Here is a 23412-nt window from a genome sequence, read left to right as displayed (position 1 = left end):
TCTATCGCGAACGGCGCTGCTCGGGCATGCTGGACTGACACTCCGGCCGAGAGGAATCCCGACATATGACGCAGCAGGCCCACACCGTTGACGTCGTCGTACTAGGAGCTGGACCGGTCGGGGAGAACGTCGCCGACCGGGCTCGTGCGGCCGGGTTGACGGTGGCGATCGTGGAACGTGAACTGATCGGCGGCGAATGTTCCTACTGGGCCTGTGTGCCCAGCAAGGCCCTGCTGCGCCCCGTGCTGGCCCTCGATGACGCCCGCCGGGTGGCCGGCGCTCGTGAAGCGCTCAGTTCCCCGATCGACGCCGCCGCGGTCTTCGGGCGCCGCAATCACTATGTGGGCGACTGGGATGACTCCGGGCAGGTGGACTGGCTCAGCGCGATCGGCGTGACCCTGGTGCGCGGCCACGGCCGCCTGGACGGGCCGAAACGCGTGGTGGTCACCAGTTCCGAGGGCGAGGTGACGCTGACCGCTCGGCACGCCGTCGTGGTCTGCACCGGAACCCGAGCGGCGCTGCCGGATCTGCCCGGCATGGCTGAGGCCCGGCCGTGGACCAATCGCGAAGCCACCGAAGCCATCTCGGTTCCCAAGCGCTTGGCTGTCGTGGGTGCCGGCGGCGTGGGCGTCGAGATGGCCACCGCCTGGCAGGGTCTGGGCTCAGCGGTGACCCTGCTGGTACGCGGATCGGGGCTACTGCCGCGGATGGAGCCGTTCGTCGGCGAATACGTGGCCCGCGGGCTGGCCGATGCCGGCGTCGACGTACGCACCGGTGTCTCCGTCGCACGGCTGGCTCGCCCCGATGCGAGCGGGCCGGTGCGCCTGGAACTGACCGACGGCAGTGCACTCGACGTCGACGAGATCCTGTTCGCGACGGGACGCACTCCACTGACCGACGACATCGGGCTCCAGACGGTCGGCCTGCGTCCCGGCGACTGGCTGGAGGTGGACGACACCTGCCGAGTGCGGGCGGTCGAGGACGGCTGGCTCTATGCCTGCGGCGACGCCAACCACCGGGCGCTGCTGACCCATGAGGGCAAATACCAGGCGCGCATCGCCGGCGACGCGATCGGCGCCCGCGCGGCCGGAACCCCGCTGGACACCGCGCCCTGGGGCAAGCACGCGGCCACCGCCGATCACCACGCCGTGCCCCAGGTGTTCTTCACCGATCCCGAGGCGGCCGCGGTCGGCCTGTCCGCTGCGGAGGCCGAGCAGGCCGGTCACCGCATTCAGGTGGTGGACGTGGAGATCGGTGAGGCGGTGATGGGCGCCAAGTTGCATGCCGACGGCTACCGCGGCCGGGCACGCATGGTGGTCGACACCGACAGCGAACTGCTGCTCGGGGTCACGTTCGTGGGGCCGGGCGTGGCCGACCTGCTGCATTCGGCCACCGTCGCCGTGGCGGGTCAGGTTCCCATCAGCCGGCTGTGGCATGCGGTGCCGTGCTTTCCGACCATCAGCGAGGTGTGGTTGCGGCTGCTGGAGGCCTACCGGGATTCCGGCTCAGCCTGACTGCCGGTCCGCATCGGCGAGCGTGCACACTTGTACGCGACACGCCGCCAGACGCCGGACAGACACGCACGCTCGCAAGTGGGAGGTGCCCCCGGCTCGCGACAGGAATCCCTGTTATTAGTTTGCGTATCGACGCATAATCATGCAGAATCGCCCAGTGACCAAAGCGATCAAAGTGGCGGTGGCTGGTGCCAGCGGCTACGCCGGCGGGGAGATCCTGCGGCTGCTGCTCGGACACCCCGCCTACGCCGACGGCCGGCTGAGCATCGGCGCCCTGACCGCCGCCGGCAACGCCGGCAGCACGCTGGGCGAACAACACCCCCATCTGGTGCCGCTGGCCGACCGCGTCCTGGAGCCCACCGATGTCGACACCCTGGCCGGACACGACGTGGTGTTCCTCGGCCTGCCGCACGGACATTCGGCGGTACTGGCCGAGCAGCTCGACGACGACACCCTGGTGGTCGACTGCGGCGCGGATTTCCGGCTGGGTGACGCCGGCGACTGGGAACGCTTCTATGGCTCGGCGCACGCCGGCACCTGGCCCTACGGTCTGCCCGAGCTGCCCGGCGGTCGCGACAAGCTCACGGAAGCCCGCCGGATCGCGGTCCCCGGCTGTTACCCGACCGCGGCCCTGCTCGCACTGTTCCCCGCCATCGCGGCAGGTTTGGTGGAGCCCGACGTCACGGTGGTCGCCGTCAGCGGTACCTCCGGTGCGGGCAAGGCCGCCAAAGTCGATCTGCTCGGCTCGGAGGTCATCGGGTCGGCGCGGGCCTACAACATCGGCGGCGCCCACCGCCACACCCCCGAGATCAGTCAGGGACTGCGGGCGGTCACCCACCGCGACGTCAGCGTCGCATTCATCCCGGTGTTGATCCCGACGTCGCGGGGCATCCTGGCCACCTGCACCGCGAAAACCACCGCGCCGCTGTCCGAGCTGCGCGCCGCCTACGAAAAGGCTTACCAGGAAGAACCTTTCGTGCACCTGTTGCCGCAGGGCCAGCTGCCCAAGACCGGATCGGTGATCGGCAGTAACGCCGCGCACCTGGCGATCGCCGTCGACGAGGACGCCTCGACATTCATCGCGATCGCCGCGATCGACAACCTGGTCAAGGGCACCGGAGGGGCCGCGGTCCAGGCCATGAACCTGGCGCTGGGCTGGCCAGAGACCGAAGGACTGTCGACTGTGGGAGTGGCGCCATGACCCAGACTCGGCTCCTGCGCGAGCAGGGCGTCACCGCACCGGGAGGCTTCCGGGCGGCCGGAATCGCCGCCGGAATAAAGGCTTCCGGAAACCCCGACCTGGCGCTGGTGTTCAACGAGGGGCCGGACTACGCGGCCGCGGGCGTGTTCACCAGCAACCAGGTCAAGGCCGCGCCGGTGCTCTGGAGCAGCCAGGTACTCAAGGGCGGCCGGGTGCGGGCCGTGATCCTGAACTCCGGTGGCGCCAACGCCTGCACCGGCCCGGGCGGGTTTCAGGACACCCACACCACCGCCGAGGCCGTGGCGGCCGCGTTGTCGGAGTGGGGCACCGAGACCGGGGCCGCCGAGGTGGCGGTCTGCTCCACCGGGCTCATCGGTGACCGGTTGCCGATGGACAAGCTGCTGGCCGGGGTCACCGAGGTGGTGCAGGCCATGGCCGGCGGTCTGGTCGGCGGAGACGAAGCAGCGCGGGCCATCATGACCACCGACACCGTCCCCAAACAGGTTGCGCTGCACCACAACGGCGACTGGACCGTCGGCGGCATGGCCAAGGGCGCCGGCATGCTGGCGCCGTCGCTGGCCACCATGCTGGTGGTGCTGACCACCGACGCCAAGGTCGACTCCGAGGCCCTGGACACCGCCCTGCGGCGGGCCACCGCGGTGACGTTCGACCGGCTCGACATCGACGGCAGCTGTTCCACCAACGACACCGTGCTGCTGCTGGCGTCGGGGGCCAGTGAGATCACCCCCAGCCAGGACGACCTCGACGCCGCCGTGCGCGCCGTCTGCGACGACCTGTGCGCCCAACTTCAGGCCGACGCCGAAGGCGTCACCAAGCGGGTGAGCATCACCGTCAGCGGTGCCGACAGCGACGCCGACGCGCTGATCGCCGCCCGGATCGTGGCCCGCGACAGCCTGGTCAAGACCGCACTGTTCGGCTCGGACCCCAACTGGGGCCGGGTGCTGGCTGCGGTGGGAATGGTGCCGTTCACCATCGACCCGGACCGGATCACCGTGTCGTTCAATGGTTTCCCGGTGTTCAGCGAAGGCACGCCCATGCCGGGCGCCCGGGAGGTCGACCTGTCCGGCGCCGACATCAACGTGACGGTGGAACTCAACCTGGGCTCCGGGCAGGCCACTGTGCGCACCACCGACCTGTCGCACGCCTATGTCGAAGAGAATTCCGCGTATTCCTCATGAGTGAACCGACCACCGCCGTCAAGGCCCAAGTTCTGGCCGAAGCCCTGCCGTGGCTCAAGCAGCTCTACGGCAAGATCGTCGTCGTCAAATACGGCGGTAACGCCATGACCGATGACACCCTCAAGCACGCGTTCGCCGCCGACATGGCGTTTCTGCGTAACTGCGGCATCCAGCCAGTGGTGGTGCACGGCGGTGGCCCGCAGATCAGCGCCATGCTCAAGAAGCTCGGCATCGAAGGCGACTTCAAGGGCGGATTCCGCGTCACCACACCCGAAGTGCTCGACGTGGCGCGCATGGTGCTGTTCGGCCAGGTGGGTCGCGAACTCGTCGGTCTGATCAACGCCCACGGGCCGTACGCGGTCGGCATCACCGGTGAAGACGCCGCACTGTTCACCGCGGTGCGCCGCAGTGTCACCGTCGACGGAGTGGCCACCGACATCGGCCTGGTGGGCGACGTCGACCAGGTGAACACCGCCGCGGTGCTGGACCTCATTGCCGCAGGACGGATTCCGGTGGTCTCGACCCTGGCGCCCGACCCCGACGGCGTGGTGCACAACATCAACGCCGACACCGCCGCCGCCGCGTTGGCCGAGGCGCTGCAGGCCGAGAAGCTGCTGATGCTCACCGACGTCGACGGCCTCTACACCGACTGGCCCAACACCGATTCGCTGGTCAGCGAGATCGACACCGACACATTGGCGCAACTCCTGCCGAAGCTCGAATCCGGCATGATCCCCAAAGTCGAAGCCTGCCTGCGCGCGGTCCGCGGTGGAGTGCCCAGCGCGCACATCATCGACGGCCGCGTCGAGCACTGTGTGCTCGTCGAACTGTTCACCAACGCCGGCACCGGAACCAAGGTGGTAAGCCCATGACAGGCCTGCAGGACCGCTGGTCCGCGGTGATGATGAACAACTACGGCACCCCGCCGCTGGCCCTGGTCAGCGGTGAGGGCGCGGTGGTGACCGACGAGTCGGGCAAGAGCTATGTCGACCTGCTGGGCGGCATCGCGGTCAACGTGCTGGGTCACCGGCACCCGGCGGTGATCGAGGCCGTCACCAACCAGCTGAACACGTTGGGCCACACCTCCAACCTGTATGCCACCGAGCCGGGTATCGCGCTGGCCGAGGGCCTGGTGGGGCATCTGGGCGTCCCGGCGCGAGTCTTCTTCTGCAACTCGGGAACCGAGGCCAACGAGGTCGCCTTCAAGATGACCCGCCTCACCGGCAAAACCAAGGTCGTTGCCGCCCAAGGTGCCTTCCACGGCCGAACCATGGGCTCGCTGGCCCTGACGGGGCAGCCCGACAAGCAGGCGCCGTTCGAGCCACTGCCCGGCGAGGTCGTCCACGTGCCCTACGGCGACACCAAGGCGCTGGCGGCGGCGGTCGATGCGTCCACCGCCGCGGTGTTCCTGGAGCCGATCATGGGGGAGGGCGGCGTGGTGACACCGCCCGCCGGCTACCTGGCCGAGGCCCGCGGCATCACCGCCGCGCACGGCGCCCTGCTGGTGCTCGACGAAGTCCAGACCGGGATCGGGCGCACCGGAGCCTTCTACGCCCACCAGCACGACGGCATCGTCCCGGACATCATCACGCTGGCCAAGGGATTGGGCGGTGGGCTGCCGATCGGTGCGTGCGTGGCCGTCGGCGCGGCCGGTGACCTGTTGACCCCCGGCATGCACGGAAGCACCTTCGGCGGCAACCCCGTGTGCACCGCCGCCGCGCTGGCGGTGCTGAAGGCATTGGCCGACGGTGACCTGATCGCCCGGGCCGGCACCCTCGGCAAGACGCTCAGCCACGGCATCGAGGAACTGGGCCACCCGCTGGTCGACCACGTGCGCGGCAAGGGCCTGTTGCAGGGCGTGGTGCTCACCGAGCCCAAGGCCAAGGCCGTCGAGCTCGCGGCACGCCAGGCCGGTTTCCTGGTCAACGCCGCCGCGGCGGGTGTGGTGCGGCTGGCACCGCCGCTGATCGTCAGCGATGAGCAGATCGGCAGTTTCATCACCGCCCTGCCGGGCATCCTCGACACCGCCCAGGAGGCAGCACAGTGATCCGCAACTTCCTGCGCGATGACGACGTCACGCCCGCCGAGCAGGCCGAGATCCTCGCCCTGGCAGCAGAACTGAAGGCGGAGCCGTTCAGCCGCCGGCCACTGGAAGGCCCCCGCGGGGTGGCGGTGATCTTCGACAAGAACTCCACCCGCACCCGCTTCTCCTTCGAGATCGGCATCGCCCAACTCGGCGGGCACGCCGTCGTCGTCGACGGCCGGTCCACCCAGCTGGGCCGCGACGAAACCCTCGAAGACACCGGGCAGGTGCTCTCGCGCTACGTCGACGCGATCGTGTGGCGCACCTTCGCCCAGGACCGGCTGACCGCCATGGCCTCGACCGCCACGGTCCCGATCGTCAACGCGCTCTCCGACGAGTTCCACCCCTGCCAGGTGCTGGCCGACCTGCAGACCATTGCCGAACGCAAAGGCTCGCTCACCGGGCTGAAGCTGACCTATCTCGGGGACGGCGCCAACAACATGGCGCACTCGCTGATGCTCGGCGGTGTCACGGCGGGCGTACACGTCACCGTGGCCGCGCCCGAGGGCTTCACCCCCGATCCCGCCGTTGTGGCCGCCGCGCAGGCGCGCGCCGCGCAGACCGGGGCCTCGGTGACCCTCACCGCCGATGCGGCCAAGGCCGCCGCCGGCGCCGACGTGCTGGTCACCGACACCTGGACCTCGATGGGGCAGGAAGACGACGGCCTGGACCGGGTGGCGCCGTTTCGGCCCTTCCAGATCAACGAGGAACTCCTTGCGCTGGCCGACTCGGACGTCATGGTGCTGCACTGCCTTCCCGCGCACCGCGGCGACGAGATCACCGACGCGGTGATCGACGGGCCGCGCAGCGCGGTGTGGGATGAGGCCGAGAACCGGCTGCACGCGCAGAAGGCGCTGCTGGTGTGGTTGCTGGAACAGTCGCGATGAGCCGGGCCGACAGCACCGTGACGCGGGTGGGCCGTCAGGCCCGCATCGTGGAGGTGCTGTCTTCCGCGGCGGTGCGCAGCCAGACCGAACTGGCCGCGATCCTGGCCGCCGAAGGCATCGAAGTCACCCAGGCCACCTTGTCGCGGGATCTCGAAGAGCTGGGGGCGGTCAAACTGCGTGGCCCCGACGGCGGTGCCGGCGGCTACGTCATCCCCGAGGACGGCAACCCGCTGCGCCTGTCCGGTGGAACCGACCGGCTGTGCCGGCTGCTGGGGGAGCTGCTGGTGTCCACCGACGCCACCGGAAACCTCGCGGTGTTGCGCACCCCACCCGGCGCGGCGGACTACCTGGCCAGTGCCATAGATCGGGCCGCGCTACCGTACGTCGTCGGCACCATCGCCGGGGATGACACCATCTTCGTGGCGGCCCGGGAACCGATGACCGGTGCCGAGCTTGCCGCCACCCTCAACGACCTGCAATAAAACCCAGAAGCAACAAAGCGCAGAGCAAGGAGAACTCGATGTCCGAACGCGTCATCCTGGCGTATTCCGGCGGCCTGGACACTTCGGTGGCGATCAGCTGGATCGGCAAGGAGACCGGCCGTGAAGTCGTCGCCGTCGCCATCGACCTCGGCCAGGGTGGCGAGGACATGGAGGTGGTGCGCCAGCGGGCCCTGGACTGCGGCGCGGTGGAAGCCGTCGTGGTCGACGCCCGCAACGAGTTCGCCGACGAGTACTGCCTGCCCACCATCAAGGCCAACGCGCTTTACATGGACCGTTACCCGCTGGTCTCGGCGATCAGCCGCCCGCTGATCGTCAAGCACCTGGTGGAAGCCGCACGCAGCCACGGGGGCACCATCGTCGCCCACGGCTGCACCGGTAAGGGCAACGACCAGGTGCGGTTCGAGGTGGGCTTCGCCTCCCTGGCGCCCGAGCTGAACGTCATCGCCCCGGTCCGCGACTACGCCTGGACCCGGGAGAAGGCCATCGCCTTCGCCGAGCAGAACGACATCCCGATCAACGTCACCAAGCGCTCGCCGTTCTCCGTCGACCAGAACGTGTGGGGCCGTGCGGTGGAGACCGGTTTCCTCGAAGACCTGTGGAACGCGCCGACCAAGGACGTCTACGACTACACCGAGGACCCGACGGTCAACTTCAACGCCCCCGACGAGCTGATCATCAGCTTCGACAAGGGCCGCCCTGTGGCCATCGACGGCCGCCCGCTGAGCGTGCTGGAGATCATCCAGGAGCTCAACACCCGCGCCGGCGCGCAGGGCGTGGGACGCCTGGACGTGGTCGAGGACCGGCTGGTGGGCATCAAGAGCCGCGAGATCTACGAGGCGCCCGGCGCGATGGTGCTGATCACCGCGCACACCGAGCTCGAGCACGTCACCCTGGAGCGCGAACTTGGCCGCTACAAGCGCGGCGTGGACCGCAAGTGGGGCGAACTCACCTATGACGGCCTGTGGTTCAGCCCGCTCAAGCGGTCGCTGGAGGTATTCGTCGAGGACACCCAGCAGCACGTGTCCGGCGACATCCGTCTGGTACTGCACGGTGGCAGCATCATCATCAACGGCCGGCGCAGCGCGGAGTCGCTCTATGACTTCAACCTGGCCACCTACGACGAGGGCGACACCTTCGACCAGAGTGCGGCGCGCGGCTTCGTGCAGATCCACGGGCTCAGCTCGAAGATCTCCGCCCGCCGGGATCTGGGGTGAGCACCAACGAGGGTTCGCTGTGGGGCGGCCGCTTCGCCGAAGGGCCGTCCGACGCGCTGGCGGCGCTGAGCAAATCCACGCACTTCGACTGGGTGCTGGCCCCCTATGACGTCGCGGCGTCCAAGGCCCACGCCAAGGTGCTCTACGGCGCGGGGCTGCTCACCGTCGAGCAGCGAGATGGCTTGCTGGCGGGCCTGGACAGTCTCGGTGAGGACGTGGCCGACGGCAGCTTCGGACCGCTGGTCACCGACGAGGACGTGCACGGCGCGCTCGAACGCGGCCTGATCGACCGGGTGGGCGCGGAACTGGGTGGCCGGCTGCGTGCCGGACGGTCGCGAAACGACCAGGTGGCCACGCTGTTTCGGCTGTGGCTGCGCGACGCGGTACGCCGTGTCGCCGCCGGGGCACTCGACGTGGTGGACGCGCTGGCCCACCAGGCCGCGGCCCACCCGAGCGCGATCATGCCGGGCAAGACGCACCTGCAGTCGGCCCAGCCGGTGCTGCTGGCCCACCACCTGCTGGCCCATGCCCACCCGCTGCTGCGCGACGTGGACCGGATCGTTGACTTCGACAGGCGCGCCGCAGTCTCGCCGTACGGCTCGGGGGCGCTGGCCGGCTCGTCGCTGGGCCTGAATCCGGACGCGATCGCCGCCGAACTCGGCTTCACCGCGGCCGCGGACAACTCGATCGACGCCACCGCCGCACGCGACTTCGCGGCCGAGGCGGCATTCGTCTTCGCAATGATCGCCGTCGACCTGTCCCGGCTCGCCGAGGACATCATCTTGTGGAGCTCAACGGAGTTCGGCTACGCCGTGCTGCACGACTCCTGGTCCACCGGCAGCTCGATCATGCCGCAGAAGAAGAACCCCGACATCGCCGAGTTGGCCCGCGGCAAGTCCGGTCGGCTGATCGGCAACCTGGCCGGTCTGCTGGCGACGCTCAAGGCCCAGCCCTTGGCCTACAACCGCGACCTGCAGGAGGACAAGGAGCCGGTCTTCGACTCCGCGGCGCAGCTCGAGCTGCTGCTGCCGGCGATGGCCGGGCTGGTGGGCACGCTGCGTTTCGACACCGAGCGGATGGCGGAACTGGCGCCGGCCGGGTACACCCTGGCCACCGATATCGCCGAATGGCTGGTGCGCCAAGGTGTTCCGTTCCGGGTGGCGCATGAGGCGGCCGGCGCCGCGGTGCAGGCCGCCGAACAGCGCGGGGTGGGCCTCGATGAGCTGGAGGACGCCGAACTGGCCGCCATCAGCCCCGAGCTGACCGCCCAGGTGCGCGAGGTGCTGACCGTCGAAGGCTCAGTGGCCTCGCGCGATGCCCGGGGCGGCACCGCACCGGCACGGGTGGCCGATCAGCTGGCGGGCCTGCGCGAGCGTGCCGCCGACCAGCGCCGCTGGCTCAACGGCTGACGTAGTCAGCGGCGATTGGTCAGCGGCGATACGAGGCCAGATTCAGGGCCAGCTCGTCGAAGAGTTCCTGGTTGAGCCGGAAGGCGACCTTGACCTCGTCGACCACATGCTCGACCTCGTCAGGCTCCAGGCCGAGTCCGTCGAGGCGGGCACGGTAGGCGTCCTTGTACGGCTTGGGCCGCATCGGAAACTCGTAGAACGACAAGCCGCGGCCCTCAAGATCGAAGGTGCGGTCCAGAACCCGCCCGATAGCCTGGCCGCCGGACAGATCACCCAGGTAGCGGGTGTAATGGTGGGCCAGCAGGGCGCCGTCTGAGGCGATGGCGATCCGCTCGCAGTACGCCTGTGCGGCAGGCGAATCGACGACCCGCGCGGCCCCTTTGGTCCAGAAGTCGAGGTCGCTGTCCAGGGCTGCCACCCGCTCCAGCTCGGGGTCGTAGACCGACGCCACCAGTGGGCTGTCGTGGCGCTGCCGCACCGCCTCTTCCAGCGCGGCATAGACCATCCGCAACCGTGCGAGGTAGTCGGCGTAGCCGTCTTCGTTGACGTTGCCGCCCATCAGTTCCGACACAAAGGTGGAGCCCTCCGCGGCGTCGTGCGCGGCTTGCGAGCCGTCCCGCATGGCGGTGGACAACGGTCGGGCGGTCTCGGGGTCAACCGGGGCCTTCAGCGACATTCTTCAATCCGTTCCCTGGAAAGTTCGGTCAGTGGACATTCGGTGGTCACGTGGTCTCGCGATCGTCGTTGCGAGGGTTCTCTTCGGTCCAGCCTCCCGGCAGCATCGGGGTGGCGGCGCCGTTGCCGAATGCGTCAGCGGCCAGCGTGGCAAGGCCGGCCGGTTCAGTGAGTCCCGACCCTACCGTTGTACCGGTCGAACCGAACGGTGCGCTACCGCTGCGCGAAACTTCGGCGCGTGCAGGCTGTTCCACGGGAGGCGCAGCGGCCGTGCCCTCGGCGGTCATGAATTCGTAGCGATAGCCGCGTGCTTTGACATCGGCGCCGCGACGCCTGCGTGTCCTCGACTTTCGCGCGGCGGCCGCCACCGCAGCCGCTTCGGCTGTCTCGCCGATGCTGCGTGACCGGCGGGCTGATTCCAGCGCCCGCTGCTGCATCGGTGGACCGAAGCCCACGCCGGGCCCGCCCCCAGACACCGCGTAATACAGCGGTGGGACGCCGGAAGCCGGCGGTGGACTCGGCACCGGGGGTGCGGGTGCGGCGGTCACGTTCGCCGGCGCCGGTGCCGGTGCGGGCGGCGTGGTGACCGCGCCGGCCGGGGGAGTCGGCACCATGACGGCGGACGGCAGAATCTGCGGTGCGGCGGGGGGTGATACCTCTACCGGTACCTGCGCCATGTAGGCCAGCCCGGACAGTCCCAGCGCGATGGGGATGGCCGACGACGCGGCCGCCGGACCCATGACCGCCGCGTAGAGCGGGGTGCCCAATACGGCGAAGGTTGCTGCGTAGGCGAACAGGTAGAACAGCGGCATCCACGTGGTGACCGCCGCCGCCGGGTTGGCGGCGAAGTCCGTGATGATCTGGATCAGGGTGCCGAGTGGATTGGCCAGCACCTGTTTGAGCATCCGGTACATGCTGCTGAAGTGCTCTGACCACGACAGCCACTCTTCGATGGGATCGGTGAACTCGGCCGAACCCGCCAGGGCGCCCCTGTTGAGCACGGACGGCGCCGGGGCGGTCTGCGGCGTGGCGGCCAAGGCTGCCGTGGACACCGCCTGGTAGACGCTCATGGTGGTGGCCGCCTGTATCCACATCCGCGCGTAGTCCGCCTCGGTGACCGCGATCGGAATTGCATTGATGCCAAAGAAATTCGTGGCGACGAGCACGCTCAGCGTGGTGCGGTTGGCGGCCAGTTCGGCGAGGGTCGGCATGGCGGCCAAGGCTGCGGTGTAGGAGCCGGCCGCCGTTTCCAGCTGGGCGGCCGCGCCGGCGCTGTTGAGGCCGGCCAGGTTCAGCCAGGTCAGGTACGGGGTATGGGCTGCGACATAGCTTGCGGCGGTTGGTCCCTGCCAGGCGCCGGCCTGCACCGAGGTGAGGAGTGCGGTGAGTTCGGCTGCGGTGGCGGCGTATTCGTTGCTCAGCGCAGTCCATGCCTGGGCTGCCGACATCAAGGCGCCGGGTCCGGCTCCGCTGCTGAGCAGCGTGGAATGCACCTCGGGGGGTAGGGCCATCCAGATGGGGGTCGTCATGGCCGTGCTGCGGTGAGGGGGTGAACGGTCATCGGTGGTGGTCCGGGGAGGGGGATACGGCGCCCCACCCGCTCCTTTCTGTTGGATAGGCTGGCCTAAGTCAAGTTACCCTAACCTAATCCAGTTGGACGGGTGGGGGCTCTGCTGGCTACTCCATCCCGGTGCGACCGGGAGTCCAGAACGGCTTGGTGCAGATCCGCCGGCGATCCCAACCCCGTTCGCCGATCAGGATCGTGCGCAGGGTTTGGATGGTGCGGGCTTCGCCGGCCAGGTAGGCGATGCCGGGGCGCTCTGGCAGTGGCAGTGCGCGCAGGGCCTCGGCCAGGGCCGCGGAATTCGCTGCCGGCGCCTGCCCGCGCTCGACCTGCGTCAACGACCGCGCCAGAGGCAGGTGGTCAGCGCCGGTTGCCGCCTCGACCGCGCCGTAGACCTCCGTCTCCGGGTGTAGCGCGCGCAGCATTGCCGCAAACGCCACCGACGCCGTCTCATCGCCGGCAAACACCTGATAGGCCGCCTCGGGGCGGATCACGAAACTGCCCTGAGGCCGCGTGAAGGCAACGTCGTCGCCCACGGCTACTGCCGCGGCCCAGCGCCTGGCGGGCGTCACGACGGTCGGGTCGTAATCGTGGCGGCACATGACGATGTCGAGCGTCCCGGCGTCCGGGTTGGCGTCGTAGATCGAATACGTGCGCAGCGCGTCGTGCGGGTGCAGTCGCAGGACGGAGTCGAGCAGACCCGCGACCTGCAGGCGGACATGCTGGCCCGGCCTCCAGGTCAGGCCCTGCAGCCGCGGTCCGGTGAAGCGATACCGGCGCATCGTCGGCGTCAGTTGCTCGACTTCGCCGAGGGTGGCGGACAGAAAGACCGCGTCGCGCAGGGTGCTGACGAGCGGTAGCGAATCGAGCAGCGGTGCCACGGTGCCTCCCAGGAGTCCTATAGGTTAGGTATGCCTTACCTAAAGAGAGACAGTAGCAGGTCCGTGCTGCGCTAGCGTGAATCCATCAACGGCAGCTCACACGTCTGGTCCACGCGGCGCCTGGCGGCGGCGATCGCGGCGTGCATGCTGCTGGCGCAGTGCAGCACCGCACCGCCCGAACCGCCCCCGCCGCCATCCCCGACGCCGCGCACCGCCGCACCCGAGCCCGCCAGCGTCGCCAGCGTCACCGCCGCCGAACTCGGACCCACCTGGCACCCCGACTGCCCCGTCAGCCCGGCGCAGCTTCGGCGCGTGACGCTGACCCACCTCGGCTTCGACGACCAGCCACACCGCGGCGAACTGATCGTCCACCAGGAACTGGTGGCGCAGGTGATCGCGGTCTTCGAGCGGCTCTATCGCCTGGAATTCCCGATCGAGAAGATGCGGTCGGTCGCGACCTATCGCGGCGGTGACGACGAACTGTCCATGGAAGACAACAACACCTCGGCATTCAACTGCCGACGCATCCCCGGCTCAGGCAATTGGGCGTTGCACGCCTACGGCCGGGCCATCGACGTCAACCCGCTGCTGAACCCGTCGGTGGACCACGGCAGCTTCGAGCCCCGCAACGCCGCGGTCTATCTGGACCGCAACCGGATCGAGCCGGGACTGCTGCACGCCGGCGACGCCGCGGTGCGGGCCTTCACCGACGCCGGCTGGAGCTGGGGTGGCAACTGGCGATCGCCGGTGGACTACCAGCATTTCGAGCGTCGCTGACGCGCACCTACTCCACCAGCTCCGACAATTCCAGCCACCGGGCTTCCTGCTCGGCGACCTCGGCCTCCAGCGCCCGCAGCTCACGGGTGACTGCGCCCAGGCCCACATGGTCGGACTGGTCGTGATCGGCCAGTTGGTGATGTTTGGCCTCGATCTGCTCGGCCAGCCGGGCCAGCCGTCGATCGACGGCGGCCAGGTCCTTTTGTGCAGCACGCAGTTCCGCGCCCGACAACGGTCCCGGCCCGTCGTCGGCGACGGCAGCGGCGGCGGGCCGCGACGCCGGTGTCCGGCGCGCCTCGGCGACCAGCTGCAGGTACTCGTCGACACCGCCGGGCAGGTGCCGCAGTCGACCGTCAAGGATCGCGTACTGCTGGTCGGTGACCCGCTCCAGCAGATACCGGTCGTGCGAGACCACGATCAAAGTGCCGGGCCAGGAGTCCAGCAGATCCTCGGTGGCCGTCAACATGTCGGTGTCGACGTCGTTGGTGGGTTCGTCGAGCACCAGCACGTTCGGTTCGGCGAGCAGCGTCAGCATCAACTGCAGCCGCCGGTGCTGCCCGCCGGAGAGCTCACCGACCCGGGCCGACAGTTGTGAGCTGCCGAACCCGAGCCGCTCCAACAGCTGCGTCGGCGTCATCTCCTTGCCGTCGACCTGATAGTCGTTGCGCAGCCGGCCCACCACGTCGGCCACCCGGTCCTCGGCGAGCGACGCCAATTCCGTCGACTGCTGGTCCAAGATGCCCAGCCGCACCGTTTTGCCCCGCTTGACTCGCCCGCTGTCGGGCACCACGGTGCCGGCGATCAGCCCCAGCAGAGTGGATTTGCCCGCACCGTTGGCGCCGACGATCCCGGTACGCTCACCCGGGCCGATACGCCATTCGACGTCGCGCAGCACCGGCTTACCGCCGAAGGCGACCGAGACATCGAGCAGGTCGATCACGTCCTTGCCCAACCGCGCGGTCGCCAGCTTCATCAGCTCGACGTCGTTGCGCAGCGGCGGAACATCGGCGATCAGCGCATTGGCCGCCTCGATACGGAACTTCGGCTTGGAGGTGCGGGCCGGCGCCCCGCGCCGCAGCCAGGCCAGCTCCTTGCGTAAGACGTTCTGTCGCTTGGCCTCACTGGCCGCCGCCATTCGGTCGCGCTCCACCCGCTGCAGCACGTACGCCGCGTAGCCGCCCTGGAACGGCTCGACGATGCGGTCATGCACCTCCCAGGTGGTGGTGGCCACCTCGTCGAGAAACCAGCGGTCGTGGGTCACCACCAGCAGCCCGCCGGTGTTGCGGGCCCAGCGCTGCTGAAGGTGCCGCGCCAGCCAGGTGATCCCCTCCACATCGAGGTGGTTGGTCGGCTCGTCGAGGCAGATCACATCCCATTCCCCGATCAGCAATGCCGCCAGCTGAACGCGCCGGCGCTGCCCCCCAGAAAGCTCGGAGATGGTTGCATCCCAGGCGATGTCGGAGACCAGGCCCTCGACCACGTCCCGGATACGCGGGCTCGATGCCCACTCGTGGTCGGCTTGCTCGCCGACCAGCGAGGTCCCCAGCGTGCTGTCGGGGTCGAGGGTGTCGGACTGATCCAGCAACCCCACCCGCAGCCCGCTGCGGCGGGTGACGCGCCCGGAATCCGGCGTCGCGGCGCCGGCCAGCAGCCGCAGCAACGACGACTTACCGTCCCCGTTGCGCCCGACTATCCCGATCCGGGCGCCGTCGTTCACCCCCAGCGTGACTGAGTCCAACACCACACCGGTGGCGTATCGCAGGTGAAGGGACTCAGCTCCGAGCAGGTGTGCCACCGCTGGAACGGTACTGCCTGTCGGTAGCCGAATGCTGAACCAGCAGGACGCACGGTGCTGATGTGCCAGAATGTGCACGTCATTTCCGGGATCGGGCGCAACGTAGGGGAGCAGCGGTGGATCTGAACTTGTCGGCCATCACCCGGCCGGTCGAGTGGCTGATGGCCACCGCGCAGAACGGCCTGGAGGTGCTGCGCTGGGGCGGCCTGGAGACCGGGACCGTGCCGTCGCCGTTCCAGATCGTCGAGAGCACCCCGATGTACAAACTGCGGCGGTACTTTCCGCCGGACAGCCGGCCCGGACAGCCCCAGCCCGGACCGCCCGTGCTGCTGGTGCACCCGATGATGATGTCGGCGAACATGTGGGATGTCACCCACGACGAGGGTGCGGTCGGCATCCTGCACGACGCCGGGGTGGACCCGTGGGTGATCGACTTCGGCTCACCCGACGAGATCGAAGGCGGCATGCGCCGCAACCTGGCCGACCACATCGTCGGCCTCAGCCAAGCCATCGAGACGGTGGCCGAGACCACCGGTCGCGACGTCCATGTGGCCGGCTACTCCCAGGGCGGCATGTTCGCCTATCAGACCGGGGCATACCGCCATTCGAAGAGCATCGCCAGCATCATCGCGTTCGGCTCGCCGGTGGACACCTTGGCCGCCCTGCCGATGGGCCTGCCGCCCAATCTTGCTTCCGGGGTGGCCGGATTCATGGCCGACCATGTCTTCAACCGGCTGGACATCTCGGGATGGCAGGCACGCCTGGGTTTCCAGATGATGGACCCGCTCAAGACGGCCAAGGCCCGGATGGACTTCCTGCGCCAGCTGCACGACCGGGAGGCCCTGCTGCCGCGTGAGGCGCAGCGGCGGTTTCTGGAGTCCGAGGGCTGGATCGCCTGGTCGGGTCCGGCGATCTCAGAACTGCTCAAGCAGTTCATCGCCCACAACCGGATGATGACCGGTGGTTTTGCCATCAACGGCCAACTGGTCACGCTCACCGACATCACCTGTCCGGTGCTGGCTTTCGTCGGCGAGGTCGACGATATCGGCCAGCCGGTGGCCGTGCGCGGCATCCGCCGTGCCGCCCCCAACGCCAAGGTCTTCGAATACCTGCTGCGGGCCGGACACTTCGGTCTGGTGGTGGGTTCCAAGGCGGCTGAGCAGACCTGGCCGACCGTGGCTCGCTGGGTGCTCTGGCAGTCCGGGATGGGGCCGCAGCCGGCGGGGGTGGCGCTCATGTCCGAGCAGCCGTCCGAAGGCGCCAACCGCGGCGTTGCCATGACGTCGCGCATCGCCCACGGGCTCGGTGAGGCCTCGGAGGTGGCGCTGACGTTGGCGCGCGGAGCCGCCGACGCCATGCTGGCGGCGCAGAAGTCCATGCGCACCATGGCGGTCGAGACCGCGCGCACGCTGCCCCGGTTGGCACGGCTGGGCCAGATCAACGACCACACCCGAATCTCGCTGGGCCGCATCATCGATGAGCAGGCCGCGGACTCGCCCGACGGCGAATTCCTGCTCTTCGACGGCCGGGTGCACACCTACGAGGCGGTCAACAAGCGCATCGACAACGTGGTCCGCGGTCTGATCGAGGTCGGCGTGCGCCAAGGCGTCCACGTCGGCGTGCTGATGGCCACCCGGCCCAGTGCGCTGGTCGCGATCGCGGCGCTGTCGCGACTGGGCGCTGTGGCCGTGCTGATGCCCACCGACGGCGACCTGATTCCGGCGGCCCACCTCGGCGGCATCTCCGACATCATCGTGGATCCGGGCAGCCTCAAGCTGGCCGGGGAAGCCGCGCGTGAGCTGGACTGCCAGGTGCTGGTGCTCGGCGGCGGCGAGGCCCGCGACCTGGACCTGCCCACCGACATCGATGTGATCGACATGGAGCAGATCGACCCGGACGCGGTCGAGCTGCCCGGCTGGTACCGGCCGAACCCGGGATTCGCCCGTGACCTGGCGTTCGTGGCCTTCGGCAACGCGGCCGGCGAGCTGGTGGCCAAGCAGATCACCAACTTCCGCTGGGCGCTCTCGGCGTTCGGCACCGCCTCGACCGCCGCCCTGGGCCCCAACGACACGGTGTACTGCCTGACGCCGCTGCACCACGAGTCCGGGCTGCTGGTCAGCTTGGGCGGCGCCGTGGTGGGTGGGGCGCGGATCGCGCTGTCGCGCGGCCTGAACCCGGACCGGTTCGTTTCCGAGGTCCGCCAGTACGGCGTCAGCGTGGTGTCCTACACCTGGGCGATGCTGCGTGAGGTCATCGACGACCCGAACTTCGTCCTGCAGGGCAACCACCCGGTGCGGCTGTTCATCGGCTCGGGAATGCCCACCGGCCTGTGGAACCGGGTCACCGAGGTGTTCGCCCCGGCCCACGTTGTCGAGTTCTTCGCCACCAAGGACGGTCAGGCCGTGCTGGCCAACGTCTCCGGCGCCAAGGTCGGCAGCAAGGGCCGTCCACTGCCCGGTGCGGTGGATGTCCAGCTGGCCGCCTACGACTCCGAACTGGACCTGATCCTGGAAGACGACCGGGGTTTCGTGCGGGTCGCCGAGACCGACGAGGTCGGGGTGATGCTGGCCAAGCCCCGCGGGCCCATCGACCCGTCGGCCTCGGTCAAGCGAGGTGTTTTCGCGCCGGCCGACACCTGGATCTCCACGGAATTCCTGTTCCGGCGCGACGCCGACGGTGACTATTGGCTGGTGGGTGGGCGCGCCTCCAGCATCCGCACCGACCGGGGCATCGCGTTCCCGGTGGTCATCACCGACGCGCTCGGTGCCGTGACCGGCGTCGAGTTGGCGGTGACGTACCGGGTGGCCACCGAAGGTGCCGACCTGGTGGTGTCGGCCGTGACCGCGCAGCCGGGCGCCACGATCACCGCCGCCGACCTCAGCGAGGCAGTGGCGGCCATTCCCTCCGGCACCGGACCCGACATCATCCACGTGGTGCCGGACCTGACGCTGAGCACCGTGTACCGACCGGTCCTGGGCAAGCTGCGCGACGCCGGCCTGCCCAAGGCGGGACGCAACGCGTGGTATCTGGACACCGAGAGCCGGCAGTACAAACGGCTGACCGCCGCGGTGCGTACCGAATTGGCCGGCGGTCGGTCGTGATCGACCAGGACCTGTTGGACATCCTGGTCTGCCCCGCCGACCGCGGCCCGTTGCTGCTGGTGCAGCGCTCCGACGGCACCGGCAATCAGGCGCTATACAACCCGCGGCTGCATCGGGCCTACCGGATCGATGACGACATCCCCGTGCTGTTGATCGATGAGTCCGATGCCGTCGGCGACGACGAGCATGCCCTGCTCATGGCCCAATCGGGTCCGGCAGATCCCCGGTGAGATAACGCTGCAAGTTTGGGGCGATCATCGCCGCCACCTCCTGCGCCGGCAACGAGGCCAGGGGCTCAAGCCCCACGATGTAGCGGGCGACCACCACGCCCATCAACTGACTGGCGGCGAATTCCGCCCGCAGCACGCCGGTACCGGCGGGGCTGTCGATCCGCTCGGCGAGTTCGGCGACCACGATGTCGCGGAAGAACGACCGGGCCAGGGGTACGTCGGTGCCGGTGAGCATGGAGCGCATCGCTGCGATCAGGCCGGTGCCGGCTTGGGAGTCCCACAGCGGGACCAGCAGTTCGGGCAACGCGCGTCCGAGGTGCTCGACCGGGGTCTGACGCAGCGGCCCCAGCACCTGCATCGGATCAACCGGCAACTCCACCGCGGCGGCGAACAGTTGTTGTTTGGTGCCGAAGTAGTGGTGCACCAGCGCCGCGTCAACGCCGGCTTCGGCGGCCACCGCACGAATAGAGGTAGTAGCGAAACCCTTGCGGGCGAACAGGTTACGGGCAGCTGTCAGGATTCGGTCGCGGGTGTCTGAAGCGCCCGACGGTCGGCCCGGCCGACGGCTGGGCGGCTGGGCGGCCCTCATGGGGTCCGCCGGCGCAGCGTGACCGCGGCCAGTGCCAGGGCTGCCACCGCGAATGCCAGCACGATGACGATGTCGCGCACTGTGAGCCCGGTCAGATCGGAATGGCTGCCCACCTGCTGCAGCGCTTCGAGGGCGTAACTTGCCGGCATCGCGTTGCTCACCCACTGCAGCCATTCGGGCATCGCCGCGCGCGGCACGATGATGCCGGCCAGCAACAGCTGGGGCACCATCACCAGGGGGATGAACTGCACGGCCTGAAACTCGGTGCGGGCGAACGCACTGCACAGCAGGCCGAGCCCGACCCCGAGCACCGCGTTGATGATCGCTATGCCGAACACCCACGCCGGGCTGCCCGCGGCGTGGAAGTCCAGCAGCCAGAAGGCGACGACACAGGCCAGGGTGGCTTGCGCGGCCGCGGCGATCGAGAACGCGGTCCCGTAGGCGGCCAGCAGGTCGCCTCGGCGCAGCGGGGTGGTCAAGATGCGCTCCAAGGTTCCCGAGGCGCGTTCACGCTGCATGGTGATCGCGGTGATCACGAACATCAGAAACAGCGGGAACAACCCCAGCAGGACCAGGCACGCGGCGTTGAACGGCGACGGCGTGCCCGGCGGGTGCGCCGCACCCGAGTACATGAAGTACATCAGCGTGATGACCAGGCTGGGCACCAGCAGAATCATCGCGACGCTGCGGTGGTCACCGGCGAGCTGGCGCAGGATTCGCAGGGTGGTGGCCGCAAAGGGACGCAGCCCCAGGAATCCGGTCAGCCGGCTTGGCGCGCGGTGGTGCGCCGGATGATGGACAGGAACGCTTCCTCCATCGACGTACATCCGGTCTCCTCTCGCAGTCGCTTCGGGGTGGTGCGTGCCAGCAGGCGGCCCTCGCGCATCAGCAGCAGGTCACCGCAGTGGTCGGCTTCGTCCATTACGTGGCTCGACACCAGCAGCGTGGTTCCGCGCCGGGCCAGGGCGGTGAACTGCTGCCACAGCTCGGCGCGCAGCACCGGGTCCAGGCCGATCGTCGGCTCGTCGAGAACCAGCAGGTCCGGCCGCCCGACCAGCGCGCAGGCCAGCGAGACGCGGGCGCGTTGGCCGCCGGACAGGTTGGCGCAATAGCTGGCGCGGTGGCTGCGCAGGTCGACAGCATCCACCGCGTCATCGGCGTCACGGGCATCGGCGCCCGCCAGCGCTGCGAAGTAGCGCACGTTGTCGATCACTCGCAGGTCGTCGTAGATGGTGGCCTGTTGGGGCATGTAGCCGACGCGGCGTCGCAGGGTGGGGGAGCCTGCTGGGCTGCCCAACACCTGGACCCGTCCGCCGGTGAGCAGTTGGGTGCCCACGATGCAGCGCAGCAGGGTTGTCTTTCCGCAGCCGGAGGGCCCGAGCAGGCCGGTGATGGTGCCGCGGGCGATCCGGACGGTGAGGTCCTGCAGGGCGGGGCGCTTGCCGCGCACCACCTGCAGATGCTCGATCTCGACGGCCGGATCGGCGCCCCAGAATTCATCACGCGATGAAATCATCATGTGATGAATAATCGGCTCGCCGTAGCGCCGTGTCAAGGGTGTGAGCCGGCAAGGCAGAATCGCGGCGTGAGTGCAGGTCGACTTGCCGTCGAGCCGCTCGCGGCTGCCCGGCTCCTGTTGGGTGCCAGCCTCACCTGTCGCGGGGTTGCGGCGACGATCGTCGAAGTGGAGGCCTACGGCGGGGTGCCCGCCGGGCCCTGGCCGGACCCAGCCGCGCACTCCTACCGTGGCCCCACCCCGCGCAACACCGTGATGTTCGGCCCGCCGGGCCGGCTCTACACCTACCGCAGTTACGGCATGCATGTGTGCGCCAATGTGGTCTGCGGCCCGGACGGAACGGCCGCGGCCGTGCTGCTGCGCGCGGCGGTGGTGGACGCGGGGGAGTCGCTGGCCCGCTCCCGCCGCGGCGAGACCATCCCGGGTGCGGCGCTGGCCCGGGGGCCGGGCAATCTCTGCTCCGCCTTGGGAATCACTATGGACGACAACGGGATTGACTTACTCGACCCGGCCGGTCCGGTTCATCTGGAGCTCGGCGGGCCACTGCCTGCGCACACCGGACCGCGGGTGGGCGTGAGTCAGGCGGCCGACCGGCCATGGCGGCTGTGGGCCCCCGGAAGGCCCGAGGTTTCGGCGTACCGGCGCAGCCCGCGGGCACCGGCGCCGGGTGCCTCGGACTGATCCGGGAAAATCAACGCATGCCGACGACGATTCTCGACGAGCTCAACTGGCGCGGTCTGATCGCCCAGTCCACCGACCTGGATGCCCTGACCACCGACGTGACGGGCGGGCCCATCACGGTCTACGCCGGGTTCGATCCGACCGCGCCCAGCCTGCACGCTGGCAACCTGGTGCCGCTGCTGGCGCTGCGGCGGTTCCAGCGGGCCGGGCACCGGCCGATCGTGTTGGCCGGCGGTGCCACCGGCCTCATCGGCGACCCCCGCGACAGCGGAGAACGCACCCTCAACACCGCCGACACCGTGGCCGAATGGTCCGAGCGGATCCGCGGCCAACTCGAGCGATTCGTCGACTTCGACGCCAGCCCGACCGGCGCGGTGGTGGTGAACAACCTGGACTGGACGGCGCCGATGTCGGCGGTGGAATTCCTGCGTGACGTGGGTAAACACTTCTCGGTCAACGTGATGCTCGACCGTGACACCATCCGCCGACGCCTCGATGAGGGCATCTCCTACACCGAGTTCAGCTACATGCTGCTGCAGGCCAACGACTATGTGCAGTTGCATCAGCGTTACGGATGTTCGCTGCAGATCGGCGGGTCCGACCAGTGGGGCAACATCATCGCCGGGGTCCGGCTGGTCCGCCAGAAGCTGGGCGCGACCGTGCATGCGTTGACCGTGCCCCTGGTGACCGCCGCCGACGGCACCAAATTCGGCAAGTCCACCGGCGGCGGAAGCCTGTGGCTGGACCCCGAGATGACCAGCCCTTATGCCTGGTACCAGTACTTCTTCAACACCGCCGACGCCGACGTGATCCGCTATCTGCGCTGGTTCACCTTCCTGTCGGCCGAGGAGCTGGCCGAGCTGGAGCAGGCGACGGCCGAGCGTCCGCACGAGCGCGCCGCTCAGCGTGCCTTGGCTCGAGAATTCACCACGCTGGTGCACGGACAGGCGGCCACCGAGGCGGTCGAGTTAGCCAGCCAGGCGCTGTTCGGCCGTGGTGAGTTGACCCGCTTGGACGAATCCACCCTGACAGCGGCCCTGCGTGAGACGTCGGTGGCGCAGTTGGACCCGACCGCGCCGAACACCATCGTCGACCTTCTGGTCTCCACCGGGCTATCGGCCAGCAGGGGGGCGGCGCGACGCACGATCGGTGAGGGCGGCGTGTCGGTGAATAACGTGCGCGTTGACAGCGAGGAATGGACGCCGGCGGCCGAGAATTTCCTACATGGACGCTGGCTGGTGTTGCGCCGCGGCAAGCGCAACGTCGCCGGCGTGGAGAGGGGCTAGATCAGGGGCTGGCTGGCCCCGCACCGACCATGGGTGTTGATCTTGAAACGAGCGAGAAAAGCCTCTGACCAGCGGATTTGACTCCCTGTTTCACCTCGCGTAACTTTATCCACGTCGCAGAGACCCGGCCAGGCCGGGGGGAGCGACAAGCCCGCGGAATCAAGCAAGATTCGAAGTGCGATTCCGGGGGTTTTCATCTGCCCGCACTGACATTCAGCGGCTTTTAGCCGCGGGATGACTGCGCGTTCAGATAGGCGTGTTGTTTGAGAACTCAATAGTGTGTTTGGTGAAATTTTTTGTTGTTGTT

22 protein-coding genes are annotated in these 23412 nt (G+C 69.0%); 14 read left to right on the top strand and 8 right to left on the bottom strand.

The window, feature by feature from the left end; genetic code table 11:
• The first annotated feature begins 65 nt into the window (after window positions 1–65).
• The 9 genes from BST15_RS05945 (at window position 66) to argH (ending at window position 10010) form a co-directional block, all read left to right on the top strand.
• Entirely contained in the window at window positions 66–1514 is a 1449-nt protein-coding gene (locus BST15_RS05945; protein ID WP_046190859.1) for a dihydrolipoyl dehydrogenase family protein, read from the top strand.
• 142 nt (window positions 1515–1656) lie between these two features.
• A complete protein-coding gene (gene argC / locus BST15_RS05940) occupies window positions 1657–2715 on the top strand; it encodes an N-acetyl-gamma-glutamyl-phosphate reductase (RefSeq protein ID WP_046190860.1) in 1059 nt (352 codons plus the stop codon).
• A complete protein-coding gene (argJ, locus tag BST15_RS05935) occupies window positions 2712–3914 on the top strand; it encodes a bifunctional glutamate N-acetyltransferase/amino-acid acetyltransferase ArgJ (protein ID WP_046190861.1) in 1203 nt (400 codons plus the stop codon). Before argC ends, argJ begins: the two co-directional genes overlap by 4 nt.
• Entirely contained in the window at window positions 3911–4786 is an 876-nt protein-coding gene (gene argB / locus BST15_RS05930) for an acetylglutamate kinase (RefSeq protein ID WP_046190862.1), read from the top strand. The genes argJ and argB overlap by 4 nt, the downstream gene beginning before the upstream one ends.
• Complete coding sequence (locus tag BST15_RS05925) at window positions 4783–5961, top strand: acetylornithine transaminase (RefSeq protein ID WP_046190863.1); 1179 nt, start codon at window positions 4783–4785, stop codon at window positions 5959–5961. The genes argB and BST15_RS05925 overlap by 4 nt, the downstream gene beginning before the upstream one ends.
• Complete coding sequence (gene argF / locus BST15_RS05920; protein WP_046190864.1) at window positions 5958–6884, top strand: ornithine carbamoyltransferase; 927 nt, start codon at window positions 5958–5960, stop codon at window positions 6882–6884. Before BST15_RS05925 ends, argF begins: the two co-directional genes overlap by 4 nt.
• Window positions 6881–7366: an arginine repressor gene (locus tag BST15_RS05915; RefSeq protein WP_046190865.1), complete on the top strand. Its 486-nt coding sequence runs from the start codon at window positions 6881–6883 to the stop codon at window positions 7364–7366. The genes argF and BST15_RS05915 overlap by 4 nt, the downstream gene beginning before the upstream one ends.
• 38 nt (window positions 7367–7404) lie before the next feature.
• Window positions 7405–8601: an argininosuccinate synthase gene (locus BST15_RS05910; RefSeq protein ID WP_046190866.1), complete on the top strand. Its 1197-nt coding sequence runs from the start codon at window positions 7405–7407 to the stop codon at window positions 8599–8601.
• The gene (argH, locus tag BST15_RS05905; RefSeq protein ID WP_046190867.1) at window positions 8598–10010 is read left to right on the top strand and encodes an argininosuccinate lyase; all 1413 of its coding nucleotides are present in this window, start codon (window positions 8598–8600) and stop codon (window positions 10008–10010) included. Before BST15_RS05910 ends, argH begins: the two co-directional genes overlap by 4 nt.
• A gap of 19 nt (window positions 10011–10029) precedes the next feature.
• Here argH and BST15_RS05900 read toward each other — a convergent pair whose 3' ends face one another.
• The 3 genes from BST15_RS05900 to BST15_RS05890 form a co-directional block, all read right to left on the bottom strand.
• Window positions 10030–10686 (bottom strand): biliverdin-producing heme oxygenase, encoded by a 657-nt coding sequence (locus BST15_RS05900; RefSeq protein WP_046190868.1) that lies wholly within the window; start codon window positions 10684–10686, stop codon window positions 10030–10032.
• Window positions 10687–10732: 46 nt separating this feature from the next.
• On the bottom strand, window positions 10733–12214 hold the full coding sequence (locus tag BST15_RS05895; protein ID WP_046190869.1) for a PPE family protein: 1482 nt from the start codon (window positions 12212–12214) through the stop codon (window positions 10733–10735).
• Window positions 12215–12362: 148 nt separating this feature from the next.
• Window positions 12363–13130, bottom strand: a complete 768-nt coding sequence (locus tag BST15_RS05890; protein WP_046190870.1) for a siderophore-interacting protein — start codon at window positions 13128–13130, stop codon at window positions 12363–12365.
• Between the two features lie 144 nt (window positions 13131–13274).
• Here BST15_RS05890 and BST15_RS05885 point away from each other — a divergent pair, with 144 nt between their 5' ends.
• Complete coding sequence (locus tag BST15_RS05885) at window positions 13275–13907, top strand: M15 family metallopeptidase (protein WP_052751494.1); 633 nt, start codon at window positions 13275–13277, stop codon at window positions 13905–13907.
• 7 nt (window positions 13908–13914) lie between these two features.
• Here the strand turns inward: BST15_RS05885 and BST15_RS05880 are convergent, their stop codons facing one another.
• On the bottom strand, window positions 13915–15702 hold the full coding sequence (locus BST15_RS05880; RefSeq protein ID WP_083070853.1) for an ABC-F family ATP-binding cassette domain-containing protein: 1788 nt from the start codon (window positions 15700–15702) through the stop codon (window positions 13915–13917).
• Window positions 15703–15818: 116 nt separating this feature from the next.
• Between BST15_RS05880 and BST15_RS05875 the strand changes: the two genes are divergently transcribed.
• A complete protein-coding gene (locus BST15_RS05875; RefSeq protein ID WP_046191169.1) occupies window positions 15819–18803 on the top strand; it encodes an acyl-CoA synthetase in 2985 nt (994 codons plus the stop codon).
• Window positions 18800–19033, top strand: a complete 234-nt coding sequence (locus BST15_RS05870; protein WP_046191168.1) for a Trm112 family protein — start codon at window positions 18800–18802, stop codon at window positions 19031–19033. The genes BST15_RS05875 and BST15_RS05870 overlap by 4 nt, the downstream gene beginning before the upstream one ends.
• Here BST15_RS05870 and BST15_RS05865 read toward each other — a convergent pair.
• Genes BST15_RS05865 through BST15_RS05855 form a run of 3 tightly spaced genes read right to left on the bottom strand, consistent with a single transcriptional unit; the run spans window position 18999 to window position 21141 of the window.
• Window positions 18999–19622, bottom strand: coding sequence for a TetR/AcrR family transcriptional regulator (locus BST15_RS05865; RefSeq protein WP_046191167.1), 624 nt, complete (start codon window positions 19620–19622; stop codon window positions 18999–19001). The genes BST15_RS05870 and BST15_RS05865 overlap by 35 nt on opposite strands.
• A complete protein-coding gene (locus BST15_RS05860) occupies window positions 19619–20449 on the bottom strand; it encodes an ABC transporter permease (RefSeq protein ID WP_046191166.1) in 831 nt (276 codons plus the stop codon). Before BST15_RS05860 ends, BST15_RS05865 begins: the two co-directional genes overlap by 4 nt.
• A complete protein-coding gene (locus BST15_RS05855) occupies window positions 20383–21141 on the bottom strand; it encodes an ABC transporter ATP-binding protein (RefSeq protein WP_046191165.1) in 759 nt (252 codons plus the stop codon). The genes BST15_RS05860 and BST15_RS05855 overlap by 67 nt, the downstream gene beginning before the upstream one ends.
• 66 nt (window positions 21142–21207) lie before the next feature.
• Between BST15_RS05855 and BST15_RS05850 the strand changes: the two genes are divergently transcribed.
• Window positions 21208–21819: a DNA-3-methyladenine glycosylase gene (locus BST15_RS05850; RefSeq protein ID WP_046191164.1), complete on the top strand. Its 612-nt coding sequence runs from the start codon at window positions 21208–21210 to the stop codon at window positions 21817–21819.
• A gap of 17 nt (window positions 21820–21836) precedes the next feature.
• A complete protein-coding gene (tyrS, locus tag BST15_RS05845) occupies window positions 21837–23105 on the top strand; it encodes a tyrosine--tRNA ligase (protein WP_046191163.1) in 1269 nt (422 codons plus the stop codon).
• Here tyrS and BST15_RS22365 read toward each other — a convergent pair.
• Window positions 23102–23412, bottom strand: a 311-nt coding sequence (locus BST15_RS22365; RefSeq protein ID WP_207572045.1) for a hypothetical protein, incomplete at its 5' end; no start/stop codon positions are given. The genes tyrS and BST15_RS22365 overlap by 4 nt on opposite strands.

Source organism: Mycolicibacter arupensis, from assembly GCF_002086515.1.
Taxonomy (GTDB): domain Bacteria; phylum Actinomycetota; class Actinomycetes; order Mycobacteriales; family Mycobacteriaceae; genus Mycobacterium; species Mycobacterium arupense.
The sequence above is the reverse complement of the archived record's forward strand: the minus strand, read 5'-3'. Positions and strand labels throughout refer to the sequence as shown.